The organism is Sphingobacterium sp. MYb388 (assembly GCF_037479535.1).
Taxonomy (GTDB): domain Bacteria; phylum Bacteroidota; class Bacteroidia; order Sphingobacteriales; family Sphingobacteriaceae; genus Sphingobacterium; species Sphingobacterium anhuiense.
Genome location: NZ_JBBGYV010000005.1, coordinates 328227 through 353462 on the forward strand (window position 1 = coordinate 328227; position 25236 = coordinate 353462).

At 36.6% G+C, this 25236-nt stretch carries 25 protein-coding genes and 1 pseudogene; 9 read left to right on the forward strand and 17 right to left on the reverse strand.

The features are described 5' to 3' along the window. The first annotated feature begins 265 nt into the window (after window positions 1-265). From WH188_RS17730 to WH188_RS17760, 7 genes are all read left to right on the forward strand, one after another. Window positions 266-760 (forward strand): hypothetical protein, encoded by a 495-nt coding sequence (locus WH188_RS17730; protein ID WP_339424445.1) that lies wholly within the window; start codon window positions 266-268, stop codon window positions 758-760. Window positions 761-792: 32 nt separating this feature from the next. Then, a complete protein-coding gene (locus WH188_RS17735; RefSeq protein ID WP_206368333.1) occupies window positions 793-2304 on the forward strand; it encodes an NAD(P)H-hydrate dehydratase in 1512 nt (503 codons plus the stop codon). 125 nt (window positions 2305-2429) lie between these two features. Next, window positions 2430-2954: a DinB family protein gene (locus tag WH188_RS17740; protein WP_132773583.1), complete on the forward strand. Its 525-nt coding sequence runs from the start codon at window positions 2430-2432 to the stop codon at window positions 2952-2954. Between the two features lies 1 nt (window position 2955). Further along, a complete protein-coding gene (locus WH188_RS17745; protein WP_132773584.1) occupies window positions 2956-3729 on the forward strand; it encodes an alpha/beta fold hydrolase in 774 nt (257 codons plus the stop codon). 191 nt (window positions 3730-3920) lie between these two features. Next, window positions 3921-4724 carry a hypothetical protein gene (locus tag WH188_RS17750; protein WP_165905984.1) on the forward strand — a complete coding sequence of 268 codons (804 nt, stop codon included), beginning with the start codon at window positions 3921-3923 and terminating at the stop codon, window positions 4722-4724. 230 nt (window positions 4725-4954) lie between these two features. Further along, complete coding sequence (locus tag WH188_RS17755) at window positions 4955-5347, forward strand: VOC family protein (protein WP_021190678.1); 393 nt, start codon at window positions 4955-4957, stop codon at window positions 5345-5347. Window positions 5348-5517: 170 nt separating this feature from the next. After that, window positions 5518-6486 (forward strand): ROK family protein, encoded by a 969-nt coding sequence (locus WH188_RS17760; RefSeq protein ID WP_132773587.1) that lies wholly within the window; start codon window positions 5518-5520, stop codon window positions 6484-6486. 96 nt (window positions 6487-6582) lie between these two features. Here the strand turns inward: WH188_RS17760 and WH188_RS17765 are convergent, their stop codons facing one another. Then, the gene (locus WH188_RS17765; protein WP_207902510.1) at window positions 6583-7149 is read right to left on the reverse strand and encodes an alpha-ketoglutarate-dependent dioxygenase AlkB family protein; all 567 of its coding nucleotides are present in this window, start codon (window positions 7147-7149) and stop codon (window positions 6583-6585) included. Between the two features lie 321 nt (window positions 7150-7470). On the opposite strand from WH188_RS17765, the gene WH188_RS17770 reads away from it, so the two are divergent. Further along, window positions 7471-7692: a helix-turn-helix domain-containing protein gene (locus tag WH188_RS17770; protein WP_165905985.1), complete on the forward strand. Its 222-nt coding sequence runs from the start codon at window positions 7471-7473 to the stop codon at window positions 7690-7692. 69 nt (window positions 7693-7761) lie between these two features. On the opposite strand, the gene WH188_RS17775 is transcribed toward WH188_RS17770, so the two are convergent. From WH188_RS17775 to WH188_RS17795, 5 genes are all read right to left on the reverse strand, one after another. Continuing rightward, complete coding sequence (locus tag WH188_RS17775; protein WP_132773591.1) at window positions 7762-8616, reverse strand: endonuclease/exonuclease/phosphatase family protein; 855 nt, start codon at window positions 8614-8616, stop codon at window positions 7762-7764. 44 nt (window positions 8617-8660) lie between these two features. Continuing rightward, the gene (locus tag WH188_RS17780) at window positions 8661-10430 is read right to left on the reverse strand and encodes a RagB/SusD family nutrient uptake outer membrane protein (RefSeq protein ID WP_168126857.1); all 1770 of its coding nucleotides are present in this window, start codon (window positions 10428-10430) and stop codon (window positions 8661-8663) included. Between the two features lie 67 nt (window positions 10431-10497). Beyond that, window positions 10498-13746, reverse strand: coding sequence for a SusC/RagA family TonB-linked outer membrane protein (locus WH188_RS17785; protein WP_132773594.1), 3249 nt, complete (start codon window positions 13744-13746; stop codon window positions 10498-10500). 88 nt (window positions 13747-13834) lie between these two features. After that, window positions 13835-14905, reverse strand: a complete 1071-nt coding sequence (locus WH188_RS17790; RefSeq protein ID WP_132773596.1) for a FecR family protein — start codon at window positions 14903-14905, stop codon at window positions 13835-13837. Window positions 14906-14983: 78 nt separating this feature from the next. After that, a complete protein-coding gene (locus tag WH188_RS17795; protein ID WP_132773597.1) occupies window positions 14984-15580 on the reverse strand; it encodes an RNA polymerase sigma factor in 597 nt (198 codons plus the stop codon). A 205-nt stretch (window positions 15581-15785) separates the two neighbouring features. Here WH188_RS17795 and WH188_RS17800 point away from each other — a divergent pair, with 205 nt between their 5' ends. Continuing rightward, window positions 15786-17168, forward strand: a complete 1383-nt coding sequence (locus WH188_RS17800; protein ID WP_132773598.1) for a M20/M25/M40 family metallo-hydrolase — start codon at window positions 15786-15788, stop codon at window positions 17166-17168. 51 nt (window positions 17169-17219) lie between these two features. On the opposite strand, the pseudogene WH188_RS17805 reads toward WH188_RS17800, so the two are convergent. The 11 genes and pseudogenes from WH188_RS17805 to WH188_RS17855 all read right to left on the reverse strand — a co-directional run. Then, window positions 17220-17525 (reverse strand): annotated as a pseudogene (locus WH188_RS17805) (VOC family protein); the annotation flags it as partial. Window positions 17526-17807: 282 nt separating this feature from the next. Then, window positions 17808-18830: an alpha/beta hydrolase gene (locus WH188_RS17810; protein WP_168126856.1), complete on the reverse strand. Its 1023-nt coding sequence runs from the start codon at window positions 18828-18830 to the stop codon at window positions 17808-17810. 300 nt (window positions 18831-19130) lie between these two features. Further along, a complete protein-coding gene (gene uraH, locus WH188_RS17815) occupies window positions 19131-19541 on the reverse strand; it encodes a hydroxyisourate hydrolase (protein WP_132773602.1) in 411 nt (136 codons plus the stop codon). A 127-nt stretch (window positions 19542-19668) separates the two neighbouring features. Further along, a complete protein-coding gene (locus WH188_RS17820) occupies window positions 19669-20223 on the reverse strand; it encodes a lipocalin family protein (RefSeq protein WP_206368327.1) in 555 nt (184 codons plus the stop codon). Continuing rightward, a complete protein-coding gene (locus tag WH188_RS17825; RefSeq protein WP_132773605.1) occupies window positions 20213-20908 on the reverse strand; it encodes a lycopene cyclase domain-containing protein in 696 nt (231 codons plus the stop codon). Before WH188_RS17825 ends, WH188_RS17820 begins: the two co-directional genes overlap by 11 nt. Further along, window positions 20905-21363 carry a sterol desaturase family protein gene (locus WH188_RS17830; RefSeq protein ID WP_132773606.1) on the reverse strand — a complete coding sequence of 153 codons (459 nt, stop codon included), beginning with the start codon at window positions 21361-21363 and terminating at the stop codon, window positions 20905-20907. Before WH188_RS17830 ends, WH188_RS17825 begins: the two co-directional genes overlap by 4 nt. A gap of 4 nt (window positions 21364-21367) precedes the next feature. Beyond that, entirely contained in the window at window positions 21368-21832 is a 465-nt protein-coding gene (locus WH188_RS17835; protein WP_132773608.1) for an SRPBCC family protein, read from the reverse strand. A 3-nt stretch (window positions 21833-21835) separates the two neighbouring features. Beyond that, the gene (locus tag WH188_RS17840) at window positions 21836-22228 is read right to left on the reverse strand and encodes a hypothetical protein (RefSeq protein WP_264599373.1); all 393 of its coding nucleotides are present in this window, start codon (window positions 22226-22228) and stop codon (window positions 21836-21838) included. 62 nt (window positions 22229-22290) lie between these two features. Beyond that, window positions 22291-23127: a phytoene/squalene synthase family protein gene (locus WH188_RS17845; protein WP_132773611.1), complete on the reverse strand. Its 837-nt coding sequence runs from the start codon at window positions 23125-23127 to the stop codon at window positions 22291-22293. Window positions 23128-23132: 5 nt separating this feature from the next. Beyond that, the gene (locus WH188_RS17850; RefSeq protein WP_132773612.1) at window positions 23133-24605 is read right to left on the reverse strand and encodes a phytoene desaturase family protein; all 1473 of its coding nucleotides are present in this window, start codon (window positions 24603-24605) and stop codon (window positions 23133-23135) included. After that, on the reverse strand, window positions 24605-25236 hold a 632-nt coding region (locus WH188_RS17855; RefSeq protein WP_339424446.1), incomplete at its 5' end, for a MarR family winged helix-turn-helix transcriptional regulator. The genes WH188_RS17855 and WH188_RS17850, both read right to left, overlap by 1 nt.

Sequence of the window (25236 nt, forward strand, 5' to 3'; positions counted from 1 at the left end):
TTACCATTTTTATCCCTGATAACAGCCATTTGCAAAACATGAATAGGGATTATTTTCGTTATCATAAACAGCTCTTGACCATCTCCTCATGTATTGATCACCTAAGCATGAAGTTTATTTGTTTATTTTGGAGCGCTTTAATTTTTTCGATTTCTAAATATAAATGGTTGTTTTTTAACTTGAAATAGAGAAAATCTAAACAATAAGAGGATGTAATTTGTTTAAAAGTTGTACAGATTATTTCAAGCGACCAGATGTGAGACATATGCGCATACCTTTACTACTTTTTTTCATTGCAACTTTTGTAAATGCCAACCCCCAGCAGTTAAAGCAGGTATCGCAGGAAGAAGCGATTCTGACGAACATTGTTTTCATGCGTACCGAGGGATTATTTATGACCCAACTGATAGAGCAAAAGTCAAAGAATAAAAAAGTGCTTTCCGCATGTAAGCGAGCCAAACGTTACTACACAGAGACCCAGCCTATGCTACTAGAAGTTATAAAAGGTAAAGCACTTGCCCTAGATCAAAAACAGTTCGATTACATTTCTCAAGAAGCTGAAAAAAAATTCCAAAATTACGACATCAAAAATGAAGGTCATTGGATTAAACTCTATCAAAATCACATTCAAAACTGTATACGCTCCTATAGCCTACTTTTGCAAGATAGAGAATGGGCAAGTGTTACCTATTTTTCATTTTATGCACTCCCAGAATTGATTAATCTCGATCAGGAATTTATAAAATTAAACATTAAATAAATACAAGTATATTTAGCGTATATCTGGATCAAATGAAAATTCTTACCGCAAAACAAATGATGAACGCAGATGTACTGACCTGCAACGAACAACAAATTACAAGCTTAGATTTAATGGAAAGAGCTTCCCAAACGGTCTTTGCTGCATTAAAGATCAAGTACCCAGATCTCCCAAAACAACATTTCACCATCATCTGCGGAAAAGGAAATAACGGCGGAGATGGATTGGTATTAGCACGTTTATTAGATGCACATTTAGCCAATGTGATGGTATATGTCCTAAAATCCGAAATTTACGCGCCTGATAATAGCCGCAATCAGGCAAGATTATCCGCGGCGCAAATTCATTTTTTTAACGAAACAGATCAGTTACAAATCCCGGATAATACCATTGTTATAGATTGTCTGTTCGGATATGGACTGCGAGAAGAATTAGACGGAAAATGGGCTTATATCTGCAAGCAGATCAATGAAGCTGATGTTCCTGTATATGCCATTGATATGCCTTCAGGCTTATTGGCAGATAGACCAACATCGATTACTGCTCCTGTGATTCATGCAGATTTGGTATATACTTTCCAAATGCCTAAGCTCGCATTATTAATGCCTCAGAACCAAGTTTTTTATGATGATTTTCAAATACTGGACATTCAATTGAGTAAAAATGCTATTGAAAAAGAAAATTCCGATTTGATTTATGTGGAAAAAGGGTTAATACTCAAATACTATAGAAAAAGGAAAAAATTTGAACATAAAGGCAATTTTGGACATAGCATGATCATAGGGGGAAGCAAGGGAAAAATGGGGTCTGTCCAGCTGGCACTAAAAGCAGCTTTGCGAAGTGGCTGTGGTTTAGCTACCGCCTTTGTACCTGCTTGCGGGCATATCATTATCCAGACTGCTGTGCCCGAAGCTATGGTCTTATTAGATGACCATAATGATGTGATAACCACCATGCCCGACTTAGCAAATTATCAGGCTGTTGGCATTGGAGTAGGAATGGGAACCGCAGCAGAAACAAGTGTAGCCTGGATAGATTACATAAGTAGAGGAATCCAAACGCCATTGATTATAGATGCTGACGGTTTAAATATGATGTCAAAAAATCCCGAATTATGGAGCTTTATACCGAAAAACACCATTCTGACTCCACATCCAAAAGAACTGAATCGGATTATAGGATCGTGGATGGACGATTGGGATAAATTAGAAAAAGTAAAAGAATTTGCAAGTAAATATCAGGTCAATATATTGATAAAAGGAGCAAATAGTGCAATGGTGATGAGCGACGGTAAGATCTACTTGAATAGTACAGGAAATGTAGGAATGGCAACAGGGGGTAGCGGCGATGTATTAACAGGGATTATAACCGCATTGCTTGGACAGGGATATCCTGCAAACGAAGCGTTAATCATGGGTGTATATTTACATGGAAAGGCAGCAGATTTGGCAGTTAAGACCATCGGTACTTATAGTCTTCTTCCCTCAGATATTATTCAGTATTTACCACAAGCGTTTCTTGAATTAGAACTTGCGACACTATAAACCAGTCCAAGACTTAAATGGCAGACGATAGTTTGTTTTCTTGTCATAGGGCAAGGGGACTTTATGATCTATTGTTTATTTTTGATTAAACAGATGGTAGTTAACCATCACTAAATCAATAAACAATGGATAAGCCAAAATCAACAAAACTAGAAGTGATTATTCCCGCTTATAGAATGCATACACAGACTTTTTTAAGTGTGTTATCTGGGATATCTGAAGTGGATGCCAAGAAGCGGATCGATGGACGAACGAATCATATTATTTGGATGGCCGGCAACTTTGTCAATGTACGTTACGGAATAGCAAACATTTTAGGTTTGGAAGAAACAGATCCCTATAACGATTTGTTTTATATGGGAAAGACATTAGATGAACAATTTCAATACCCGACTCTAGCCGATCTCATTGCTAGTTTTCATAAAATCTCTCCTAAAGTTTACCGGAGTTTATTGGCCGTCAATGATGAACAATTGTCTGAATTATTTCCGATTGGAATGAATATCCCCTTTGTTACAGAAGATAAACTCAATTTTATCGGAATGTGTATAGGTAGGCAGGATTATATTGGCGGGCAGATGGCATTGATGAGACGTATCCTTAATTATTCGAGTATGAGTTACGGTGTAGATGACAAGATCACATATTAGCATGGAAGCACATGTAACAGGATACCTAGAGGTAAACGGAATTCGCCTGTATCATGAAATTTATGGAACAGGTGAACCTTTGGTTTTGATTCATGGAGGGGCGGGTTCTATACAGTTTGATTTTAGAGAAACGATTATCCGGTTACAAGAACGCTTTTTGCTGATCGGCATTGATCTGCAAAATCACGGACGCTCAGATCATAGGGAAGAACCTGAAACTTTTGAACAGGATGCAAAGGATATTGTCGCATTATTGGATCTGTTGGGAATACCTAAAGCCTCTTTTTTTGGATTTAGCAATGGTGCTACGACTGCCTTAGAGATAGCAAAGATTTACCCAGATCGCGTCGTGAAGATCGTAGCAGCCTCTGGAGTTTATAAAAGAAATGGCCTGATACCAGGTTTCTTTCAAGCAATGGAACAGGCAACAATTGATAATATGCCGACCTATCTGAAAGAGAACTTTCTGAAACTAAATTCGAATATAGATGAGTTGCATAATATGTTTCAAAAAGACAGTCAGCGGATGATCCATTTTGAAGACTGGAAAGATCGTGATATGCAGCATATTAAAAATCCTGTTCTGCTCATTTATGGAGATCGAGATGTTGTTACAGTCACACATGCCGCAACCATCAGTCATTTGCTCCCTGATGCAAGATTATGCATACTTCCTGCCACCCACGGCGGGTATATGATGGCCGATGAATCAGGGATAGTAGATGAAGAATTAATCACATTTACGGTATTACAGATCGCAAGATTTTTAGAATAATTTACATGTTCCTGGGTCAATTTAAATACAACGTTTACAGTTTGTTAGGGTCATTAGGTAATTAATAAAGTGAAATATAGGTTATAGGGCTACTTTATTTTTAAATATTTGTAATATCTTAGAGTATCACAGACGAAACTTTCAAAGTTTATCGCGCTAAGAACCCATTACTAAATTAACCCATATTGAAAATGAAGATGTACAAATCATTTATTCCGCTCTGCACTGCTTTATTCTTGTCAGCTTGTTCTTCAAATTACCTGATGACTGTTAATACCACCAATACGATTAAAGAAAAAGACCAAGGAACTTTCTTATACACAAATGACACTTTGGCTGTTCAATACTCTTTTGCGGGGAAGGATGGTAAAGTATATGTTAAGGTTGAAAATAAATTAGATTATCCAATCATGTGGAACTTAAAAAATTCTGCACTAGTAATCAACGGAAAGGCCCTTAGTTACGCTAACAACCAGATAGATTTAAAAGGTAAAGTGAATCAGAATGTTTCCGCTTTTAGTGAGGATATTATTCATGGATATTTTAACGGCACAGCAACATTACCTAAAGATATGTTATTAATACCACCTCATGCGTTTGTCGATGGAAGGTTTTTTGATCTTCGCGATGATGTAAAGAAATCGGTATCCCAAGCAAAAAAAGAAAAAGTTGTGCGGTATGGCATGAACGGTGGAACATATAATGTACAACAAGCCAAGTTTAACATACAGGATTCGCCTTATATCCTGAGCAGTTTTTTGAGCTATTCTGTGTTGAATAATGGCGAGGTTACTTTCAGAACTACAGAACAAAAATTTTATGCTGAAACATTATTTCAGACTGGTACATCATTAAATAATGTACTTGAGTATTATACAAAACAAGGTGATCTAATGGCTTATAAGAAAGTAAAAGGTGAAAATGCTTTGCTGTTAGGAGGGGTGGTGGCTTTAGGTGCAGCAGCAGGAGCACTTGACAATAGTAGAACCGATTAAGCTGTAATTGAACTATAAAAAGCCTTGATCACTTCGACAAGGCTTTTTTATTTTTTATCGTATTTTAATAAGGTTTACTGACATACTGTTGTCATTAACAGACTTATTTTTGTGTTAGCTAAAACACAGTAAGGCGACGAACTTGTCTATTTCCAGTAACTTGATACAACGTCAAATTGATATAGCGAAAATAAAAACGGTAAAATTTTGAAGAAACAAAACAGTTAAAAATGATCAAATTTAAATATACTATCTTATATGTGTCCGATGTGACACGGGCCATTCAGTTTTATGAACAAGTATTTGGCTTTGTACGAAAATTTATAACACCTGAAAATGACTACGGTGAATTAATAACAGGAGAAACCACCATTTCATTTGCCAAACACAGTTTAGCACAGACTAATTTGAGTGCAGGATATCAGGAAAGTTCTCGTTTAGCGAAACCTTTTGGAATAGAATTGGGCGTTATCACGGATAATGTTGAAGATCTAGTAGACAAAGTATGGGAGTATAATGGAATTATTGTTGAACAGCCTACAGTCAAGCCTTGGGGACAGACCGTTTCATATGTGAGAGATTTAGATGGTTTTCTAATTGAATTATGTACTCCGTTACCTTAACCAGAAACTTTTTTGTAAAAATATATATCCGTTTATTATCGAGTAGCGATGCCTTTTTAGTGCATTTTTCTCTCCATAAAGCACACATTAAGATCGATTAAGTATTTTTAAATAGCGCATTTATACATTTTTTTTTATAGTTTTAGCGATTTAGCATATTAAACAGAGAAATGGCGTTAACAAACTTGTCAAGACGAGTCGCTCTCGGAATCGATATTGGTGGAACCAATACGAAATTCGGAGTGGTAAATCATCGCGGGGAAGTTCTAGAAAAAGGATCCCTAAGAACAGATGAATATAAGAAAATAGAAGATTTTATTGATGCATTATATCTTCAGGTTTCTCCACTTATCGAGAAATACGGTACAGTGAAAAACTTTGATGGAATTGGTCTCGGTGTACCTAACGGTAATTACTATACAGGTACGGTAGAATTAGCTCCTAATTTACCTTGGAAAGGTGTAATTCCTTTTGCCGAACTTATGGAAAATAAATTTGGTATGGAGTGTACCATTACCAACGATGCGAATGCGGCAGCTTTGGGAGAGATGCTTTTCGGAGCAGCACGTGGTATGAAAGATTTTATCATGATTACTTTAGGAACAGGTGTAGGAAGCGGAATCGTTGCCAATGGAAATGTAATCTATGGACATGATGGTTTTGCGGGAGAGTTAGGACATACCATTGTAAAACCAGGAGGTAGAAAACACTGGAGTACAGGTTCGGAAGGAAGTCTGGAAGCCTATGCATCTGCTACCGGCATAGCCATTACAGCGAAGAAAATGAGAGCAGAATTTCCAAGTTCTATGCTCAATCAATATCCAGAAGAATCAATCAATTCTAAAACAGTTTACGAGTGTGCCATAAAAGAAGATCCAATTGCTATTGAAGTATTCCGCTATACAGGACAGAAGCTGGGTGAAGCATTAGCTAATTTTGTGATGTTTTCATCTCCTGAGGCGATCTTATTGTTTGGCGGAGTTATTCAAGCCGGAGACTTTATTCTCAAACCTGCAAAATTACATATGGAAAGAAACCTACTTCCCATCTTTAGAGATAAAGTGAGATTGGTATTTAGTGAGCTTCCTGAAGCAGATGCCGCTATTTTAGGTGCAAGTGCACTCGTTTGGGAACAATAAAAGAAAATAAAACTCGTCTTTTAAGACGATCGTTTTCATAAACAGTGTCCGGTTGATGGATTTTAATGTAAATTAAATTTTAACAGCCGGACACTCCTATAAAGCCACATCGTCACGAGTATTAGCACGGCAGACCATTCTAAAGGTCAGATTTATTCTGGGCAGAATTTGTCGAGCTGTTTTAGGTACCTGGTGCTGCCAGCAACTGTTTGTCGTACCAGCCATCAGCAGGAAAGATCCATGATGCAGAGGAATTTCGATCTGCTTTATATCCTTTAGAAATTTATGACGCAGTCGGAATAAACGTGTTTCCCCAAAACTGAGCGATGCAATCACAGGATTAGGACCAGACTTATCAGTATGATCACTATGCCACGCAACACCATCTTTCCCGTTACGGTAGAGGTTGAGCAAAACAGCATTAAAGCTTAAACCAGTTTCTTTTTCCACTCGTTTTCGGATGGCTAATAGTGCTGTGGTCCAGTCAGGACCTGCGGGATCAGCACCCAAATTGCTTTTATCCTCATACCAAGCGATCATGCGTGGCGCTTTAACTGTTTTATCAAAGATCTCCATTTCATATTCGCGCCATTTCGTATTATGGAGCAAAGTATTGTAGTAATGGTCCGATTCTTCCTTTGAAAAAAAAGAATCAATTAGCATGAGTTCCGTATCAGGTAGATCGAATACAACCTTACCTCCATGGCCAGGTGCGAATATTTCAGTGTCATTAAATAAATTCATCGTATATGTTTTAGTAAAGTGGTAACAGTCAATAGGTGTTTTCTTCATTTACTATAAACTTTAGAGTCTCCAATTGTACGTTTTTTGGTTATCAAAAACAGCAGCTGGCTCTTCGGATTTATATATAGTAACGTTCCTATTATGCTTATTAAAATATGATACAACAAAAATACTAATTATATTAGTATTTTTATTAAATTTGAAGCTATAAATATTAGCAGTATGATGTTGTCAAAAAACTTGAAGTATTTAAGAGCACAAAAAGGGATATCACAGCGCGAGATAGCAGCAGACTTAACCATTACACGCGCTAGGTACGCGAAGTACGAGGAAGCCCTCTCAGAGCCTCCGATAGAAGTTTTATTGAAATTATGTCAATATCATCAGATCAGTATCGATACACTGATTACGGTAGATTTGAAGAATTTGAATCAAAAAACAGAGCTAATTGAAAATAGTTAGAATAATTTATATCGCAAAAAAGCCGTACTATTTTTTAGGTAGTACAGCTTTTTGGCTTAAAATGTATCATTAGAGTTCCAGTACAGTAAGTAGAGGGAAATGGTCTGAAGGAAATTTACCGGAATAAGTATCTGTCAAAATTCCCCATTTATGACCTTTGAAGTGTTTGGATACAAAAATATGATCAATGATTGTATTATGAACAGGGAATTTTTCACCTGTCCGAAAACCATTGGAGCTTCCATTTAAAGCATAGGGCATGCTTACCATATGATAAGTATCTTTCAATAAATCAGATGTCGCTAAACTCTTATACCATTCAGAATTGCTATCGCCATTAAAATCACCCATAAGTATAACTGGCTGTTCTTTTGCGATTTCAGTAATCTTTTTTAATATTAACAAGCTCGATTCTTTGCGGGCTAATATTCCGCGATGGTCGTAATGAGCATTGAAGAGGAAGAACGACTTTTTAGAATCTTTATCTTTTAGCTGTATCCAAGTACATATTCTGATGTTGGATGGCGCGTCCCATCCTAGACTCGGTCTATCTGGAGTTTCAGATAACCAAAAGTCGCCTTTACTGACCAGCTCAAAACGGTCCTTTTTATAATAAATTGCCGCATGCTCGCCCGCAGCTTTACCGTCATCTCGTCCTAGTCCATAACGTTCAAATTGAGGGAGTTGCTTACTAAGATCATCCAATTGATTCTTTAATGCTTCTTGTGTCCCAAAGATATCAAATTCATGAAATTGGATTAATTGCGCGATCGGAGTCACTCTGTTTTGCCAGCGGTCCAGACTATCATTAGGCGTATCATAGCGAAGATTATACGTCGCCACGCGCATTTTTTGAGCCTGAGCAGTTAATGTAACTGCCGAAATCATGAGGCAGAGCATGGTTTTGATATAGCCTGTTTTCATATTTTTTCTAAATATTCATATTACTAGGTTAAGTAGCAGACCTACTATTGCCAGAAAGGATAATTTTTCAAATTTTTGTTTAAAACAATCGCATTGCTTGGTATTGGATAGTAGTACTGTCTGCCGTCATCATACCAGGTACGTGTTTGCGCTTTAAACCACTCCAGATGTTTATCTGCAGTTAACGTCTGGTAGTTAGTCGCTGGTCCACCAATAGCTATTTTTGCAACTTTGGCGCCAACCGTTACCGAAGGACCTTTATTATTGCCGTCATAGAAGATAACATCTACAGTGCCGTCGCGATCCAGATCCATCGGTTTGTCCAATTCCGGAATATAGATACCGGACCATTCTAAAGAAGCCATGATATGACCCGCATTCCATCTTTTTAGATCATTAAATCTAAAACCTTCAAGCGCCAGTTCAACTTGTCTTTCACGTCTTATTTCTAGCAGTACAGGGTTGTCGATATCTTTAAAGAATTTTTCTTTGATGTAAGTATCAATCACTGTCGGTAATTGCGAGGTACCTCCTGTAATACCTGCACGCGAACGTAGTGCACCAATAGTTTTTTGCCAGTCGCCATCTGTAATTTCACCCAATTCAGCACGTGCCTCAGCATAATTAAGCAGTACTTCTGCATAGCGCATCAATGGAATAGCATTCGTATTTAGCTGTCCATTATCATATTTACTTTCATCAAGTGTATATTTTATTGGCTGATAACCTGTGTACGAATAACCATTAAAATTTGGTGCTGCTGGTTTTCCATCTATTTTATAGCCTGGGGTACGGATCAGCTGAGATAAGCGGTAATCTCTATTTTGACACTCATCATAAAACTCTTGTGTATTGTACCCCGTTCTATTCGTATACGGTGTACCATCTCGGTTTAATATCGTATTGATAAACGGTCTTACAAAACTATAACGTGGGCCATAAGTCGGAGAAGTCCAATACCAGTTCGCAGAACTTAGGATGGCCAGGTTCTTATTAAAAGCAATAGCTAGCATGACCTCTTGAGTAACTGCAGCATCACTGACAAAAAGCTGACGTTGCGATAGTTCGGGACCTCTAGCGGTATAGATACTGTGCGGTCCCTTTGTCATCAGTTCCTGAGCGGCATCCACCACCTGTTTATAATATTTGTTTGCAGTTGATGCTAAGCCCAGCTCAGTATGGTATTTACGAAATGAAGCTTCAAAAAGTGCAATTCTTGTTTTCAGTCCCAGAGCAGTCCATTTCGTGATCTCCGAACCGTCTGTAGAGGAGCTGGTCTGTATATTCGCGTAGGCATAATCCAGATCTGCCAAGATATGATCCATCACTACAGTACGGTCTCCGCGGTCCCCATATAAGATATCGTTGTCAGTAATTGAAAGAGCCTTATCCACCCAGGGTACATCGCCGAAACGAGTGACCATTTTATAGTAAAAGTATGCTCTAAAAAAGCGAGCAACACCATTGTAATGGTTACGACTTGTTTCCGATACGTTTGACCGGTTATTGCTTGCTAAAAAATGATTGATATTTCTAAGGTTCTTCCAATCCCATCCAGAACTTGTCTGTGCCGTATAGGCATTCAATTTTAAAAAATTGTCGAGGTTATTGACAGCGCCATAATCAGACATCTGGTCCAATCTGTAGGCATCAGAAGAAGAAGGCAGATCATTGTAAAATGAGATCGAATAGCGACGGAGTCCTCCCTCGGTTCCAAATACGTCTTCTTCTAAGGCTGACGATTCCGGAAATTCATTTAGCTCACAGCTGTTGCATAAAGCCAGTATACTTAATAAATAGAATATCTTTTTCATGTGTGTTTTTTCTTAATCGTTGCATAATGCTTCTGGTTATCTAGAAGCATCTTTCTAATCATAAATGTTAAAAAGTGACTGATATACCTAAGCTGATTGATTTCATGGTCGGATAGTTGAAGCCATCACCAGCATTGCTGTCGCTGATATCCGGGTCGGATGAACCGATATTGCTTACATCCAGATCGCGTGTATGCTTATAGAACGGTGACCAGCTCCATAGGTTTTCACCCGATAGCGAAGCTTTTATATCCTGAAAGCCCCATCGTGATACGATAGATTTAGGAAGACTATATCCAACTTGGATATTTTTCAGTCTAATGTAACCCACATTTTGTAAGTAACGTGTTTGAGGCGTTTCTTTGATAGACTGGTTATAGCCAGCGTAGCGGGGTAGGTAAGCACCTTTGTTGTCCTCAGTCCAGTAGTTATTTAAGTGCCATTCCGGCAGATTATTGTACGGTCTATTATATTGTCCCCAGAAAATTGATTCATTGCTTGGATACCAGTTTTGACGGCCTACTCCCTGAAAAAATGTGGACAATGATATGCCGTTCCAGTCCGCATTAAAGTTAAATCCATAGATATACCGGGGATCCTTATTACCGATGATTTTTTTATCACCATGATTGTCTAATGTATTGGTGCCGTAATCGATCTTCCCGTCACCGTTTAAATCTGCAAAACGGACATCGCCTGGATACACAATACCAGCACTAGACGATTTGATTAAAATCTGCTTTGCGGCATTGTCAATCTCCGCTTGCGATTGGAACAGACCTTGAGTTTCGTATCCCCAGATTTCACCGACTGTTTGACCGGCATAGTAATCGCCTAACGTACCCGTTAGATTATTGTATTTATCGATTTTAGATTTATAGTCAGCTAAGGTTCCTCTAATACTATAGCGCAATGATTTACCCGCCACATCAAATCGATTGTTGTAAGAAAGTGTAAGTTCATAACCATTTGTGGTCATATCAGCATAGTTACCTTTAGGAGATGTAGCACCAAATATATCCGGCAATGTCATGCCTACAGTAAACATATCAGTTGTTTTACGTGTATACATATCGGCTACCAATTGCAGTTTACCATTTAAGAAACTCATATCCACCCCAAAATTGGCAGTGGTCGCCGTTTCCCAGGTTAGCTGATCGGGCAGTACTACCGGTTGCTGCGTATAGCGTGGCCGTTCACCGTTTATGATACGGTCAGAAGTACTGATGTTATAAATCTGTAAAAAGGAATAGGATTTAATATTACCATTCCCTAAAGAGCCGTAGGAACCTCGAAATTTTAAATCTGAGATAATTTCAGGATTTACAGACCAAAAATCTTCCTGTGATGCTCTCCAGCCCAAAGAAGCAGAAGGAAAGAACGCCCATTGCGAACCTATCGGGAATTTGGAAGAGCCATCATAACGACCGTTCACTTCAAACAGATAGCGGTCTTTGTAAGCATAGTTAGCTCTAAAAAATAATCCTGCGATCCGGTATTTTTCATAATTACCAGAAGCAGTAATGGCATCCCCAAGAGCAAGATTAATATTGCTGACATCATTGGTTAATAGTCCATTTTTAGAAACATCAACACTTTCTCTTACCTTTTGCTCATAGTTATACCCAATTAACCCTTTAAAGTAGTGATTCTGTTTAAACGTATTCTCATACTCCGCATAGATATTTGTAAATAAGTTACGTTCTTGAAGCACATACTTTGATATATCATTATACTGGGTTGCCAGCTGAAGGATTTCACCTTCCTTTATACTATAAGGAATAGGAATACGTATTCTTGTTGCCACATCATCCTTATTCATAAAAGTGAAATCTCCCTTTACTCTGAACGTGTTGTTGAAAAATTTAGTTTCAAAACTTGTTGTATTACGCAATAGACCATCATCGGTATCTTTACCATTTTTACTCATAATAAAATCTCCTACAGAATACGCCGCAGAATATGAAAGCGTTCCATCAGGATTGAAGATAGGAGAGGTGGGATGCCCTTCATCGGCGATGTTACGCAGAATATTTCCTCCTTCACCAACAGTCATCGGGATATGGTACTTTTTGGCCGAATAGTCTAAATTATTAGCGATACGTAACCAGTTGGTCACCTGTATGCCTCCCTTTGCTCTTAAATTAAGACTTCTAAATTTATCGGTATTATAGCGATATAGACCATCGTAGCCATAGTATCTTCCCGAAAGGTAAAAATCTGTTTTTCCAGAAGATCCATTGATCGCGATATTATGGTTCTGAGCCATCGTATTATCCTTGATCAAAGCTTTATAATAATCTTCATTGCCATAATACACGTAATTTCCATTACCATCGACAGTCACCTGTTCCTGAATACCGGCATCATTACGCCTTTTGAATTCTTCCAGCCAGGCCAGTGAAAAAGGTTGTGTCTTGTTCATCTTACTCGGAATTGATGAATAATTATTCCAGGAATTGTAAGCCTCCGAAAAATGAGATGCATAGGTATAGCCGTCCGTTACAAATTGAGGCGTTGCGGTCGGCTTCTGGCTTGCCAGGGAACCCGAATAATTGACAGAAGTGCGACCCTGTTTTGCTTTTTTTGTACTGATAAGTACTACGCCAAAAGTACCCCTCGATCCATATATCGCAGCCGATGAAGCATCTTTTAAAACAGATACAGACTCAATGTCATCTGGGTTTAAATTTGCAGGATCACCTTCCACTCCATCAATCAGAACAAGAGCAGCTCCACCCTGACCAATGGAAGTCGTGCCGCGTATGTTAAAACTCGCTGAACGGCTCGGTTTGCCATCGGCCAGATTGATATTTAAATTTGGAACAGCACCTTGTAGCATTTGCGTTGCATTAGCAGCCATGCGTCCTTCAAACACTTCTTTGCCGACCATATCGACAGCTCCAGTAAGATTAGCTTTTTTTTGCGTACCGTAACCCACAACAACAACCTCGTCCAGTTGAGAAGAACCTTCTTCCATTCGGATCAAAATGGAGTTATTGTCCGCAGGTTTAACAATAAAATTATTTTCCTCTTTGTTTCCATAACCGACGATTGAAAATCGAATGTTATACGATTTACCAGCTTCAAGGGATTCAAATAGAAATAGTCCTTTAGCATCTGTGGCGGTATTGGTGATCACTTTGTTCAGAGAATCGGTGACCGTAACAGTTACACCAGACAGGAGCGAACCTGTTTGGCTGACGACAGTTCCTTTTACACGACCTTTTTGTTGCCCGTACAGCGGAGATGTAAGCACAATGCTCCCCAGTGCGAAAATCAATGCTCGTTTTTTTAGGTGTTCGTTAATTTTCATGTTTATTTTAAAAAATTAGTCAATATGATTTCACGTAATACATTAATTATACTTTGTCTATCCAAGGAAATTTCAGTGGATCAGCTCATTAATTGGAAGATTCAGCCTTTTTGCTCACATAGTAAGTAGATTGCTCTTTTCTATATTCAAGCTCGTTTAGACCACATAAAATATGTAGGATATTTTCGATGCTTTCAGATGCCTCAAAAGCACCGGTAAAGGTCAGTTGATTGACGTTCACACCGTCATATATAATTGCAACCTGCTTTGCTTTTGCGATTGAAGCAAATACCGTTTTTAGATTTTCTTTTTCAAAATTCAGGCTTGAAGAAGTTGCTGCTAACGATACAGCAACGCTATGCTGCGGAATAGGATCCGTATTCTTGATAGGACTTTTCGCTTTTTTTGATATTTTCCATTCCAATAGCTGGGTCATATTATTGATGACGATCTGTTCGCCGGCACGCAAGACCGTTTCATGAAATCTGTGCAAACTTTGGGCTGTAGGAGCTACTCGGATAGATCCTTCTACCAGATGAATATTGGTCTCTTTATTATTTTGCCCATCAATGGTAAAGACTGTACCCAGAGCAGTAGTTGCTATTCCATTTGAGATAACCGTAAAAGGTCGGTGTTTATCTTTTGTAACATCAAACTTTCCTTTTCCGGTTAGAGAAAGCATACGGGAGGTATCCGTAAACTGAGGGTTATAAGTCAGGGAACTATGAGGAGATAAAGTGACGCTTGTACCATCTGGCAATATATGTCTCACAAATACACTCGTGCTGCTCACAATCCGCTTTTGAAGGGGTAGTACTGTGACCGAAGTATGAACAAAATCCTGTTGATTTTCCCAAATAATCGAGACTCCACCTGTAACGAGAAGTAAACTTGCCGCTATTTTGACAATAATACGGGATAACGATTGTTTTTTACGAGCAGACTGGTCTCCGATAGTCTTGATGAGACGGTCATAAACTTTCTTTTTTTGTTCTGGGCTTAGTCTCTCCGATAAAAGAGTCGGCTGCTGATCAAATTCCTCTTGCAGTTCCGCTTTGAGTTTATGATCTGTTATTTCGAGTTGGTCGAGTAATTGCTGTTTCTCCTTTGGAGAAGCATAACCGGACCAAAATTTCTGTATAAGTTGCTTCGTATTCATATCGTTGGTATAAATACTAGCAATGATGGTTTAGGGGATGAAATTTTGGATTAACAAATGATTAAGATTATGTAAATTCTAAAGATGCTCGGTATAAAAGATCACCAATAGTCCCAGTGCAGTATATGGAGCCTCATTTTGGATATAATCTTTGATTGCACGGTTAGACTGTTTCAGATAATCTTTAACAGAATGACTGCTTATCCCCATTATTTTTGCGACCTCATCCGCAGATCTCCCTTCAAATCGGCAAAGTTTAAAAACCTCCCGTTTCTTTTTTGGTAATTTTTCAACCGCCTGATGGATCATCCTGATTTGCTGTTCATACAGATCTTCATCAATCACATCTTCATTTTCAAGTTGTAGGTACTGATCATAAGTATCCACACTTTCAATAGCTTCTTTCACCTTTTTCTTAAGGAAAGTAATGGATTTATTATAGCTCACCACAAATAGCCACCCAGGAATTGATTTTTCATCCACCAGCTTTAGTCTATTTTGCCAAAGTGCAGTAAATACCTCTTGCAATAAATCCTCAGCACATTCAGGTCGCTTAACCAAACGCAGAATATTAGCGTATACCGCATTTGCATATGTTTCATACAACTGTGCAAACTTATGCATGTCGATAGCAATAGGTTGTTGTGAGGTATCTGTAATTCGAAAGTTATCCATAGCAGTACATGTATTTGGCAGATTGTTTCAGGATTTGCAATCGCAATCCATTTTATGGAAGACAAAGCTATCCAATCAATGCTATCAAGATGTAAAGTTGTCATTAAGGAAATGTTAATCTATAAAATTGAACGCCAAAGGAAAAGAAATACCCGTATCCTAAAAAAAATAACTATGTTTATTCCATTGAATACAAAATAAACGAATGAAACGAACAGCATTACTAACCTTACTTTCTATTTCTACCTTTACCACTGCAGTTTTTGCACAGCAGGATTCCATGATGTTAGATAAAATCTATCATGAATCTTTCTATCAAGGACAGGCTTACGACAATTTGCACTACCTCACAAAACAGATCGGCCATCGTATTGCCGGATCACCTGCGGCTGATAAAGCTGTAGTCTGGTCCAAAAGCCTGATGGAAAAACTTGATTTCGACAAGGTATACCTACAGGATGTAAAACTCCCTTATTGGGATCGCGGTCCAAAAGAAAAAGCCTACATAGTAGGTTCAAAGGAGTCTCTAAATATCCTCGCGTTAGGAGGTTCAGTAGCCACTCCATCCAAAGGGATAACAGCCGAGGTTATTGAAGTCCAATTGTTAAGTGATCTGAAGAAATTTGGTGACCAGGTACGTGGAAAAATTGTTTTCGTCAATAAACCATGGGACGAGTCTATCGTAGAAACTGGTGTTGCATATGGACTCAACTCAAGTCAGCGAAGCCGCGGTCCAGCTGAGGCTGCTAAATTAGGAGCAGTTGCTTACTTATTTCGATCTTTATCATCATCCACAACTGATGACTATCCCCATACAGGAGGAACAGGTTATGTCAAAGGAATCGATAGTATTCCTGCTATGGCAATATCTGCGACTTCAGCCATTAAGTTGAGCGAAGCATTAAAAACCAATCCTCACACAAAAGTTTATCTGGAACAGCATTCCGCTTGGAAAGGAATGGTGCAGACACACAACGTTATTGCAGAATGGAAAGGTGCAGAATTTCCTGATAAGATTATCACGATCGGTGGACATATTGATTCTTGGGATGTAGGAGAAGGGGCACACGATAATGGAACCGGTACTATGGGGACTCTAGATGCGATACGTACCTTGATGGCATTAGGATATAAGCCTAAGCACACCATCCGTTTAGTATTTTATATGAACGAGGAAAATGGAGTGCATGGTGCATCAACCTATGGACAGGTCGCTAAAGATAAGCGGGAACAGATTGTTGCCGCAATAGAAAGTGATGCTGGTGGATTTGCACCTAGGGGTTTTGACATTAAAGCCTCTGCCGAAAGAGTTGTGTGGATGCAACAACATTGGAAGCCTTTATTTGAACAGAAATTCTGGGTATCACGTTTTTTACAGGGAAGTCCAGGAGTAGATTCAGGAGTCTGGGGACAGCATTTTCCAAATACCGTAATGTTCAACTTTAGACCAGATCCGCATCGTTATTTTGATCTGCACCATACGGCAAAAGATGTCTTTGAAGCCGTCGATAAACGAGAACTGCAATCAGGAGTAGCGGCTATTGCCTCTTTGCTGTATTTAGTTGATCAACAGATAGAACAGCTGTAAGAGCTAAACAATAAATAGAAAGGGGGCCAAACTGTAATATGGCTCCTTTTTTTAGTTGATCGTTTGGTGTAAAGCAATTCTATTCCCCTCGCTATCTTCAAACTCAGCAACAATAAAACCAAGTAAATCATTTATAGTTTTTGGATATAATATTTTTCCACCTTCCGAAATAACTTTTTCAAGTGTTGCATCCATATCTTGCGTCTTAAAATAAATAATAACACCCTGTTTGGTAGGTGTATAGGCATCACTTTTGGCCAGTGCTCCAGAAATACCACCACTAGCTTCCTCAAAAGGAAAAAGTGACATTTCATAACCATCGATGATTTCTTTTTCGAATTTAAAATTGAATACTGCAGTGTAAAATTTCTACGCACGATTTAGATCATTGACTGGAATTTCAAAGTAGATCACTGGGTTTGTTTGGGACATAAGGGTATTTTGTTTGGTAATATATTATTGTTTTTACTGATTTGAAGAAGGGGCAAGTAGCACTGTTTTAATTTACCTGTAGCAAAATTAAATGCTTTAGTAGAGATTTCATCCAATTGGTCAGTAAAAGAACTGTGCAAAGCCAACATTAACATGATTTGTATTGAAATGTATTTTTTTTTTATAAAGATTCTGCATGGATGTTTTCTAAATTTTTAATGACCAATTTAAAATAGCGTCCATAACATCGATCCAATGCGGCTTATCATAATCCACATCTCCATTTTTATTTATTTCAAAGTAATTATGTTCAAGATTAAGGTATCGCTTATACGATAGATTGGTTTTATTTTCTCTAATGAAATATAATGGAACCAAATCGCAGAGATCCGATGCGACATCGGCTGTGCCATATGCCATATAAATTGGAATGTTGAGGGTCAACCAATCATTAATCAACGGTTTGGAGAATGACTGCCAAGATCTTAAATTAGGATTATTCTTGTTTTTCAATGGGTTATTGACATTTTGATAGAATTGGTATTGTTGTTCCATTTCTTTATCAGCCTGCTCCCAGGATACTTTGTTTTGTTCTGCATTTTTTCGAGACTGTCTGATGTTCTGGTCTATACGACCGAATGGGTTTGTTCCTGTTAAAGCAAGTTTGGTAACACCCTTGTGTTTAACAGCAATTTTAGTAGCCACTTGACCACCCTGCGAATGTCCAACTACGATCAATTTTGTATTGTCTACCCATTCTTTTCTCTTTAAAAATTTCAAAACAGTTAGAGCTCTATTTGTGTAATTATCCAAATTATCTGCATTTTGATAAGCCAAGCTTGGAATGTTTTTATCTTTAGAATCCCCATAGTACCAATAAGAATCATTTAATTGTACTTCATCAACGATAAGTGGTGTTTCAGGCATTGAAATAACAACAAGGTGATAATGTTTTTTGATTTCATTGTATTCAAAATTTGTTATCCCTCCGCCATATAGATGCAGCCCTACGGATTTATAGTTGATATATAATGGAATAGGGAGAGAACCTTGGCACCATAAAAATATTGGTTTCTTTGTATTCATTGCCGTATCTAATACCATAAATTCAATTTTGCCTTGCTTATTGTTGATCTCAAAAACTGTAGATTCATTATTCACGATTTTGTTTTTTTGAGCAATAGTTACTTGAAATAAAAAAGCAGATAAAAGAAGAAGAATAATTTTCATTTAAACATATATTGGATTATCTCCCTAAGATAATAATTTTTCCAATTTTTTAATTCAATTTATTCCTGTTTTCTCATTCTGGGGAGGAGAGCTTCTTTTAAAAGAGTATTTTTATTGAAAAAGATCAGTGAAAAATAAGACATCATTAAATTCGTTATTATACAGATTTTTACGATCCAACAATAAAAAAAAGATAATTAAATGTTGATTTATTTTAAAATATTAAGAGCCTATTTAGATTTAAATAGGCTCTTAAGCTCAGTAGCGAAAAAGTAAGGTAATCATCCTGTGGAAGAGTTTTTAATTTCCTCTGTATGTTGAATAACCAAAAGGAGATAGCGTAATAGGTACATGGTAATGTTCATTGTCCACAAGTTCAAAAACAACCTCTATAAATGGGTAGAATGATTTATTTCCTAGAGACTTAAAGTACGGGCTGGTGTGAAATGTTAACTTATAAATGCCTGTATTATCTTTTCCGTCCTGTTTTAAAAAGTCTTTTATTCGACCATTACTATCCGTATTTTTTTCTTCTACCATAGTCCAGGTGTCATTCTTGTTCATTTTCGACAATGTAATTTTAACATTCGTAGCAGGTTTACCAGTCGTGATGTCTAGAATATGACTTGAAAGTTGAAACTTAGTTTCTTGAGCTAGACTCACTTGCATTATGCCGATGAAGACTAAAATTATAAGTGTTATTTTTTTCATTTTGAATGATGTTTCGTTATTTATATTAAAATTGAGATTTTGCATTTATTGTGCTGAAAGAAGATGATTCTTATCACTCCAAACGAGCATCTAAAGGTAGATTCATATGTAACAAAAAACTGAAAATTTAGTTTTTTTGGATAAAGGGACTATCCGTTCGGTCATGCTTCACCCATACTAATTTAGATGTGTCATAACCAATTTCTGTTGCAATTTTTAGAAACTTCGTTTTAACCGATTCAGGAATCTCTTTTGTTCTTGATAAAATCCAGAGATAATTTAAGTCTTTACCTGCTACCAATGCATATTTATAGCCATCATCCATTGAAACCACATTATACCCCGAATAAAAAGGACCAAAAAAACTTACTTTTAATGCCGCTATATCTTTATTTCCTCTAAATTTTGCAATTCCTTCGGCTTTTTTCCATTCTTTCTTTACAAAATTATATCCACTGTTCAATACCTTTACATTTCCTTTTTCGTTCAAACTGTACTGAGCCGAAACGTTGTCTAGATCTTTTTCAAAACGAAAATCAAAACGTGCTATTTCGTACCAAGTTCCTAAATATTTATTGACATCAAAGTTTTCAATTGCCTTTGTATTTTTTGGAATTGAAGCACAGGAATTAAAAAGTATAGCTGTTAAAGAAAAGATAAAAATTAGAGTCTTAGTATTCATTTTCATTTTTTTTAAATTTTGTGAAAAAATAAATAACCAATAGAAACTGGGTGTAGCCATATACAGCATCTTCGATTGGTATTGTTAATATGCGTATGCCTAAAAAATCACCGGGGTTGTAATTCACAATAGGAGATTCCAATCCAAATCCAGTCAGTACTCCATTGACAGGAAGAAAGCCAAGCATCAAAACGCTGAATACTAAAGAAGCTTTGGTAATCCAATCTGCTCGCGCAATAAAATGTAGATAAATCAAGGTTATAATTGTCGCTATTGCGGTTACTAAAGTATAGATCTTATCATAATGCCGCAAAGCGATCACCGAACAGACAATAATGCTTACAAAAACAATTATATTATTAAAACCTGCAAGTCTGTCTAGATTGAAAAATTTATCAAAACAGAAATAGGTAAATGCACAAGAAAACGGAATACAGATAAAGAATAACCACTCTTCGATAGGTAAACCGGCGACGACAATTCCAAGTGTATAATCTGTGTTGAACCACCAAACACCTTTTGAAGTAAACCAAACATCCCAAGCGATAAATGGAATAGCAACCAATAGAGCAGCCTTTAAAAATGCTCCAAAGTGGCGGTTGAACAGAATTCGTTTATCAAAAGAAGCGATCAGACAAATGATGATTGTAAAAAATAAAATTAAAGAATATGTATATATTATCATTTTTTATCCGGATTAAAATACATTTGAAAATATTTGAAGGGCACATATAAAAAACCAAAACATTCCCCATGATGTTTCGTCGTATGCTTGTGATGTTGCTTGTGCGCTCTACGGAGAGCCAAGAAATAAGCATTTTGAGTTTTGGTCAAGAATTTAATCCGCTGATGGATAAAAATATCATGAATAAAAAAATAAGCCATACCGTACAGCATGATGCCCAATCCGATATAGAACAGATAATTAAGCTCTTTTAGCGAACCAAAGTACATTAAAATAATCGTAGGAATCGCGAATATGACAAAGAAGTAATCATTTTTTTCGAGTGGACCATCATTGCTGTGATCGTGATGATCCTTATGTAGCACCCACAAAAAACCATGCATGATGTATTTATGGATAATCCAGGTTGCACCCTCCATCAGTACAAAAACGATCATTGTTATTAAAAAATTCATGCTATTATTTTTTGGCGTTAAACATTTTTTCTAATACAACATATCGGAAATTAAAAATATCAGTTAATTTCTTTCTTACGAAAATCCGATGTGCGATATTACCCAATATACCAAATGGTAATTCATAATCTATAGTATCCTTTACCAGAATCCCATTGCTATTTGGGATAAATTCATGAAAATGGCTCCAATATTTATAAGGACCTCTTTCTTGAAAATCAGTAAAGCTCTTATTTAATTCAACTTGACTGATTCTGGTTCGCCATTTTAATGGAATTTTAAACATAGGCGAAACAATATAATTTATGATCATTCCTTCAAAAATATCTTGATGATCATCCGTAGAAATGATTTCAAATCGCATATCTTCTGGTGTTATTTTCGACAAGTTGACCGGAGAAGAAAAAAAATGCCAAGCAGTTTCGATATCACAATTTAATTGTTGTTCTCTATATAATTGATGTCTCATCTTCTAGTTTTTTAAAAGCGTATCTATATTTTTTATCAAAATCTCTGAGCTAATCATTTTTCTATGCTCCATTATTAATATTGTATCTTCCTTTATGTTTGATTTATACCCTAAAAAAGACGGTGTATTTTTTTGAATAGAGAGACGGATAAATCTTAATTCTATATTATTCGGTTCAAGAAATATTGCACGCTCAATATTTTTTTTTCCTTTGTTAAATGTTCCAAGCTTATCTATTGGATTAAAAACATGATTTGCCCATATCGCTTGAAGCCCACCAAGGTACGCCAATTGAGTAGGAGACATGTTTTTTAATGTCCTTAATTCCCTTATAGTATTTTCACATAACTTTTTATCCGCTACAGTCTTATTATAATTTTCACGTAATCCTGTCATAACAGGATTCTTAAAGCCTGTCAGAAAACATAGCGAGAGTAGAAGTAAGGAAATAGTTCTCATCATAAATAAGCAGTTTTATATCTCACATAGCTTTTAAATGCTACATAAGCTTTTTCAGAATTGGCAATTCGCACCCTACTGTTCAATATGTCTTCAGAAGATTTTCGCTTGATCTTTTTAAATAAAGATAGATAATATTTATAGGCCAGATAAACACCAAACATAGCAGAGTTTGGAAGTTTTTTTATTCCCATCAATGCTTCATTAAATTCTTGTTCAATTTCATTTTCAATCTCAATTTTCGCTTGATTATCAAATATTTCCATGTCAATGTTGGGGAAATAAGTACGGCCTAAAATCTGATAATCATCTTTTAAATCCCGTAAGAAATTAATTTTCTGAAAAGCAGAACCCAATTTCATCGCATAAGGTTTCAATTTTTCATAATATTCTCGATCACCATTTGTAAATACCTGCAGACACATTAATCCCACGACTTCAGCTGAGCCAAAAATGTATTCCTTATAACGTTCAGAATTATAATCAATTTTGTGAAGATCCATTTCCATACTATGTAAAAATTGGCTGATTAGTTTTCTGTCAATTGAATATTGATGAACTACCTGTTGAAAAGATTGTAAAATCGGATTTAGTGAAATTCTTTCCTCCAGTGCATGATCAGTTTCTTCTTTTAATCTATTCAAAAGTTTCGCTTTATCGTATCCATGAAAACTATCTACAATTTCATCAGCTAGCCTTACGTATCCATATATGGCATAAATCGCATTGCGAATAGATGGACAGAGCGCTAAAATGCCTAGCGAAAAACTTGTACTATACTTTTGTGTTGTAATTTTACTTACGGTGAAAGAAAGTTCGTCGAATAGTTGTTTCATACAGGTTAGTTTTTAGCGTTAATAATTTCATTAGATACAATTTTACCGGAAATAATAGATGGAGGTACTCCAGGACCGGGAACGGTCAATTGACCAGTATAGAATAAATTTTTAATTTTTTTGTTTCTTATTTTAGGTTTTAAAACAGCGGTTTGCCCCATTGTATTTGCCAACCCATAAGCATTACCATCATAGGCATTATAGTCTGAAATAAAATCTTGCACACAATAACTTCTTTTATATTCAATCATTGACATGAGATTACGAATGCCCAGATGATTTTCAAGTCTTGTCATCATTTCTGCTAAGTATTTTTCTCTTACTGATTCTTCATCATTAATTCCAGTAGCCAAAGGCATCAGCAGAAATACATTCTCTTTACCATTAGGAGCTACGCCTTCGTCAGTTTTGGATGGACAGCACACATAGAATAGCGGTTTCTCTGGCCATTTTTTATCTTCGTATATACAATCAATGTGTTCGTCCAGGTCATGCTCAAAGAAAAGCGTATGATGCTTCAGATTAGGAAGAGTCTGGTTAATACCCAAATAGTAGATTAAGCTTGAAGGAGCAAATACTCTATTTTTCCAGTACTCTTCAGTATAATTTCTATCCTCTTTATTAAGGAGTGTCTCCGTATGATGATAATCTGAAGAGGCAACTACCGTGTCAAAATCGAGCATATTTCCATTGACAGTTAGAGAAATAACACTTCCGTTTTCAGTATTTATGCTTTCAACAATATTACTGAAATGAAAAGTTGCACCTTGTTTTTCAGCTAATTGCTTCATCCCTAATACCAACTGGTAAAAACCACCTAACGGATAATGTGTCCCCAGGGCATAACCACCATAATTCATCAAACTATATAGAGCCGGAATATTTTTTGGTGAAGCACCCAAAAATATGACCGGAAATTCCATTAAAGTCCTTAGCTTTTCGTTTTTAAAATATTTTGCAACGTAGTTTCTGAAATTTGATAGCAGATCTAATTTTAAGGCGCTTCGGGCTATTTTAGGAGAGATAAATTCTGCCCAGCTGTGGCAAGGCTTATTGACAAAATCCTGCATCCCAACCTCATACTTAAATTTAGCAGATTTCATAAATTTTTCCAATTGCAATCCGGCACCTTCTTCGATTTTTTCAAACAACATTTTTAATTCATCTAAATTTTCAGGTACAGCAATTTTATCATCGGCGAAGATCATTTCGAACTGTGGATTCAATGAAATTAACTCAAAAAAATCAGTAGTTTTAGATCCGAAATCAGTAAAAAAATTATCGATAATATCAGGCATCCAATACCAACTTGGTCCCATATCAAAGACATAACCTTCCTCAGTTTTAAATTGTCGGGCCCTTCCTCCCGGCTGATCATGTTTTTCAAAAACATGAACTTCATTTCCAGCTTTTGCCAAATAAGCAGCAGCAGATAAACCTGAAAAACCAGAACCTATAACAGCAATTTTTTTCTTCATTACTTTTTTTCTTTTAAGACTTCAGTCAATAAATATTCAGATTCGATATTTTTATCGTAGATCGGCATATGAAATTCAGTGAGCTTATTGAGCAATCTTATTAATTCCATTTTTTCGTTATCTGTTAAGTCACCTGTCACAATCTCACTAGCTTGTCTTATCTTTTCCATTTGCTGTTCTAAAACAGCTAAGCCTTTATCGTTTATTTTTAAATATTTACTTCTTTTATCAATCTGAGAATTTGTTTGATCTACCCAACCTTTTGTAATTAAACGGTTTATTATTTGCATGCCCGCAGGTTTATCATGAACATTTTTTTTAATTAAATCCATTTTGATCATTTCTCCGAAATCTTTCAAGTTAATCAGATAGATAAAATCTTCTTGAGTAGAAAACTCGGAACCGAAAATGGCAGATTTCGAGTAACTTTTAGCGTACCTATTTAAATGCACTATCAAAGTATTAATGACACTTGATGCACTACGGCCATTTTCTTTTCCCTCCCAATAAAGATCATTTTGTTTATCGCCATGATTATGATTAACAGCTATCCACTCCTTAAAACCTTCAATATTAGATTGGTATTTTATGTATAAAGCGTTTTCTAGCTCAAATTGTTCTAGAAGTGTAA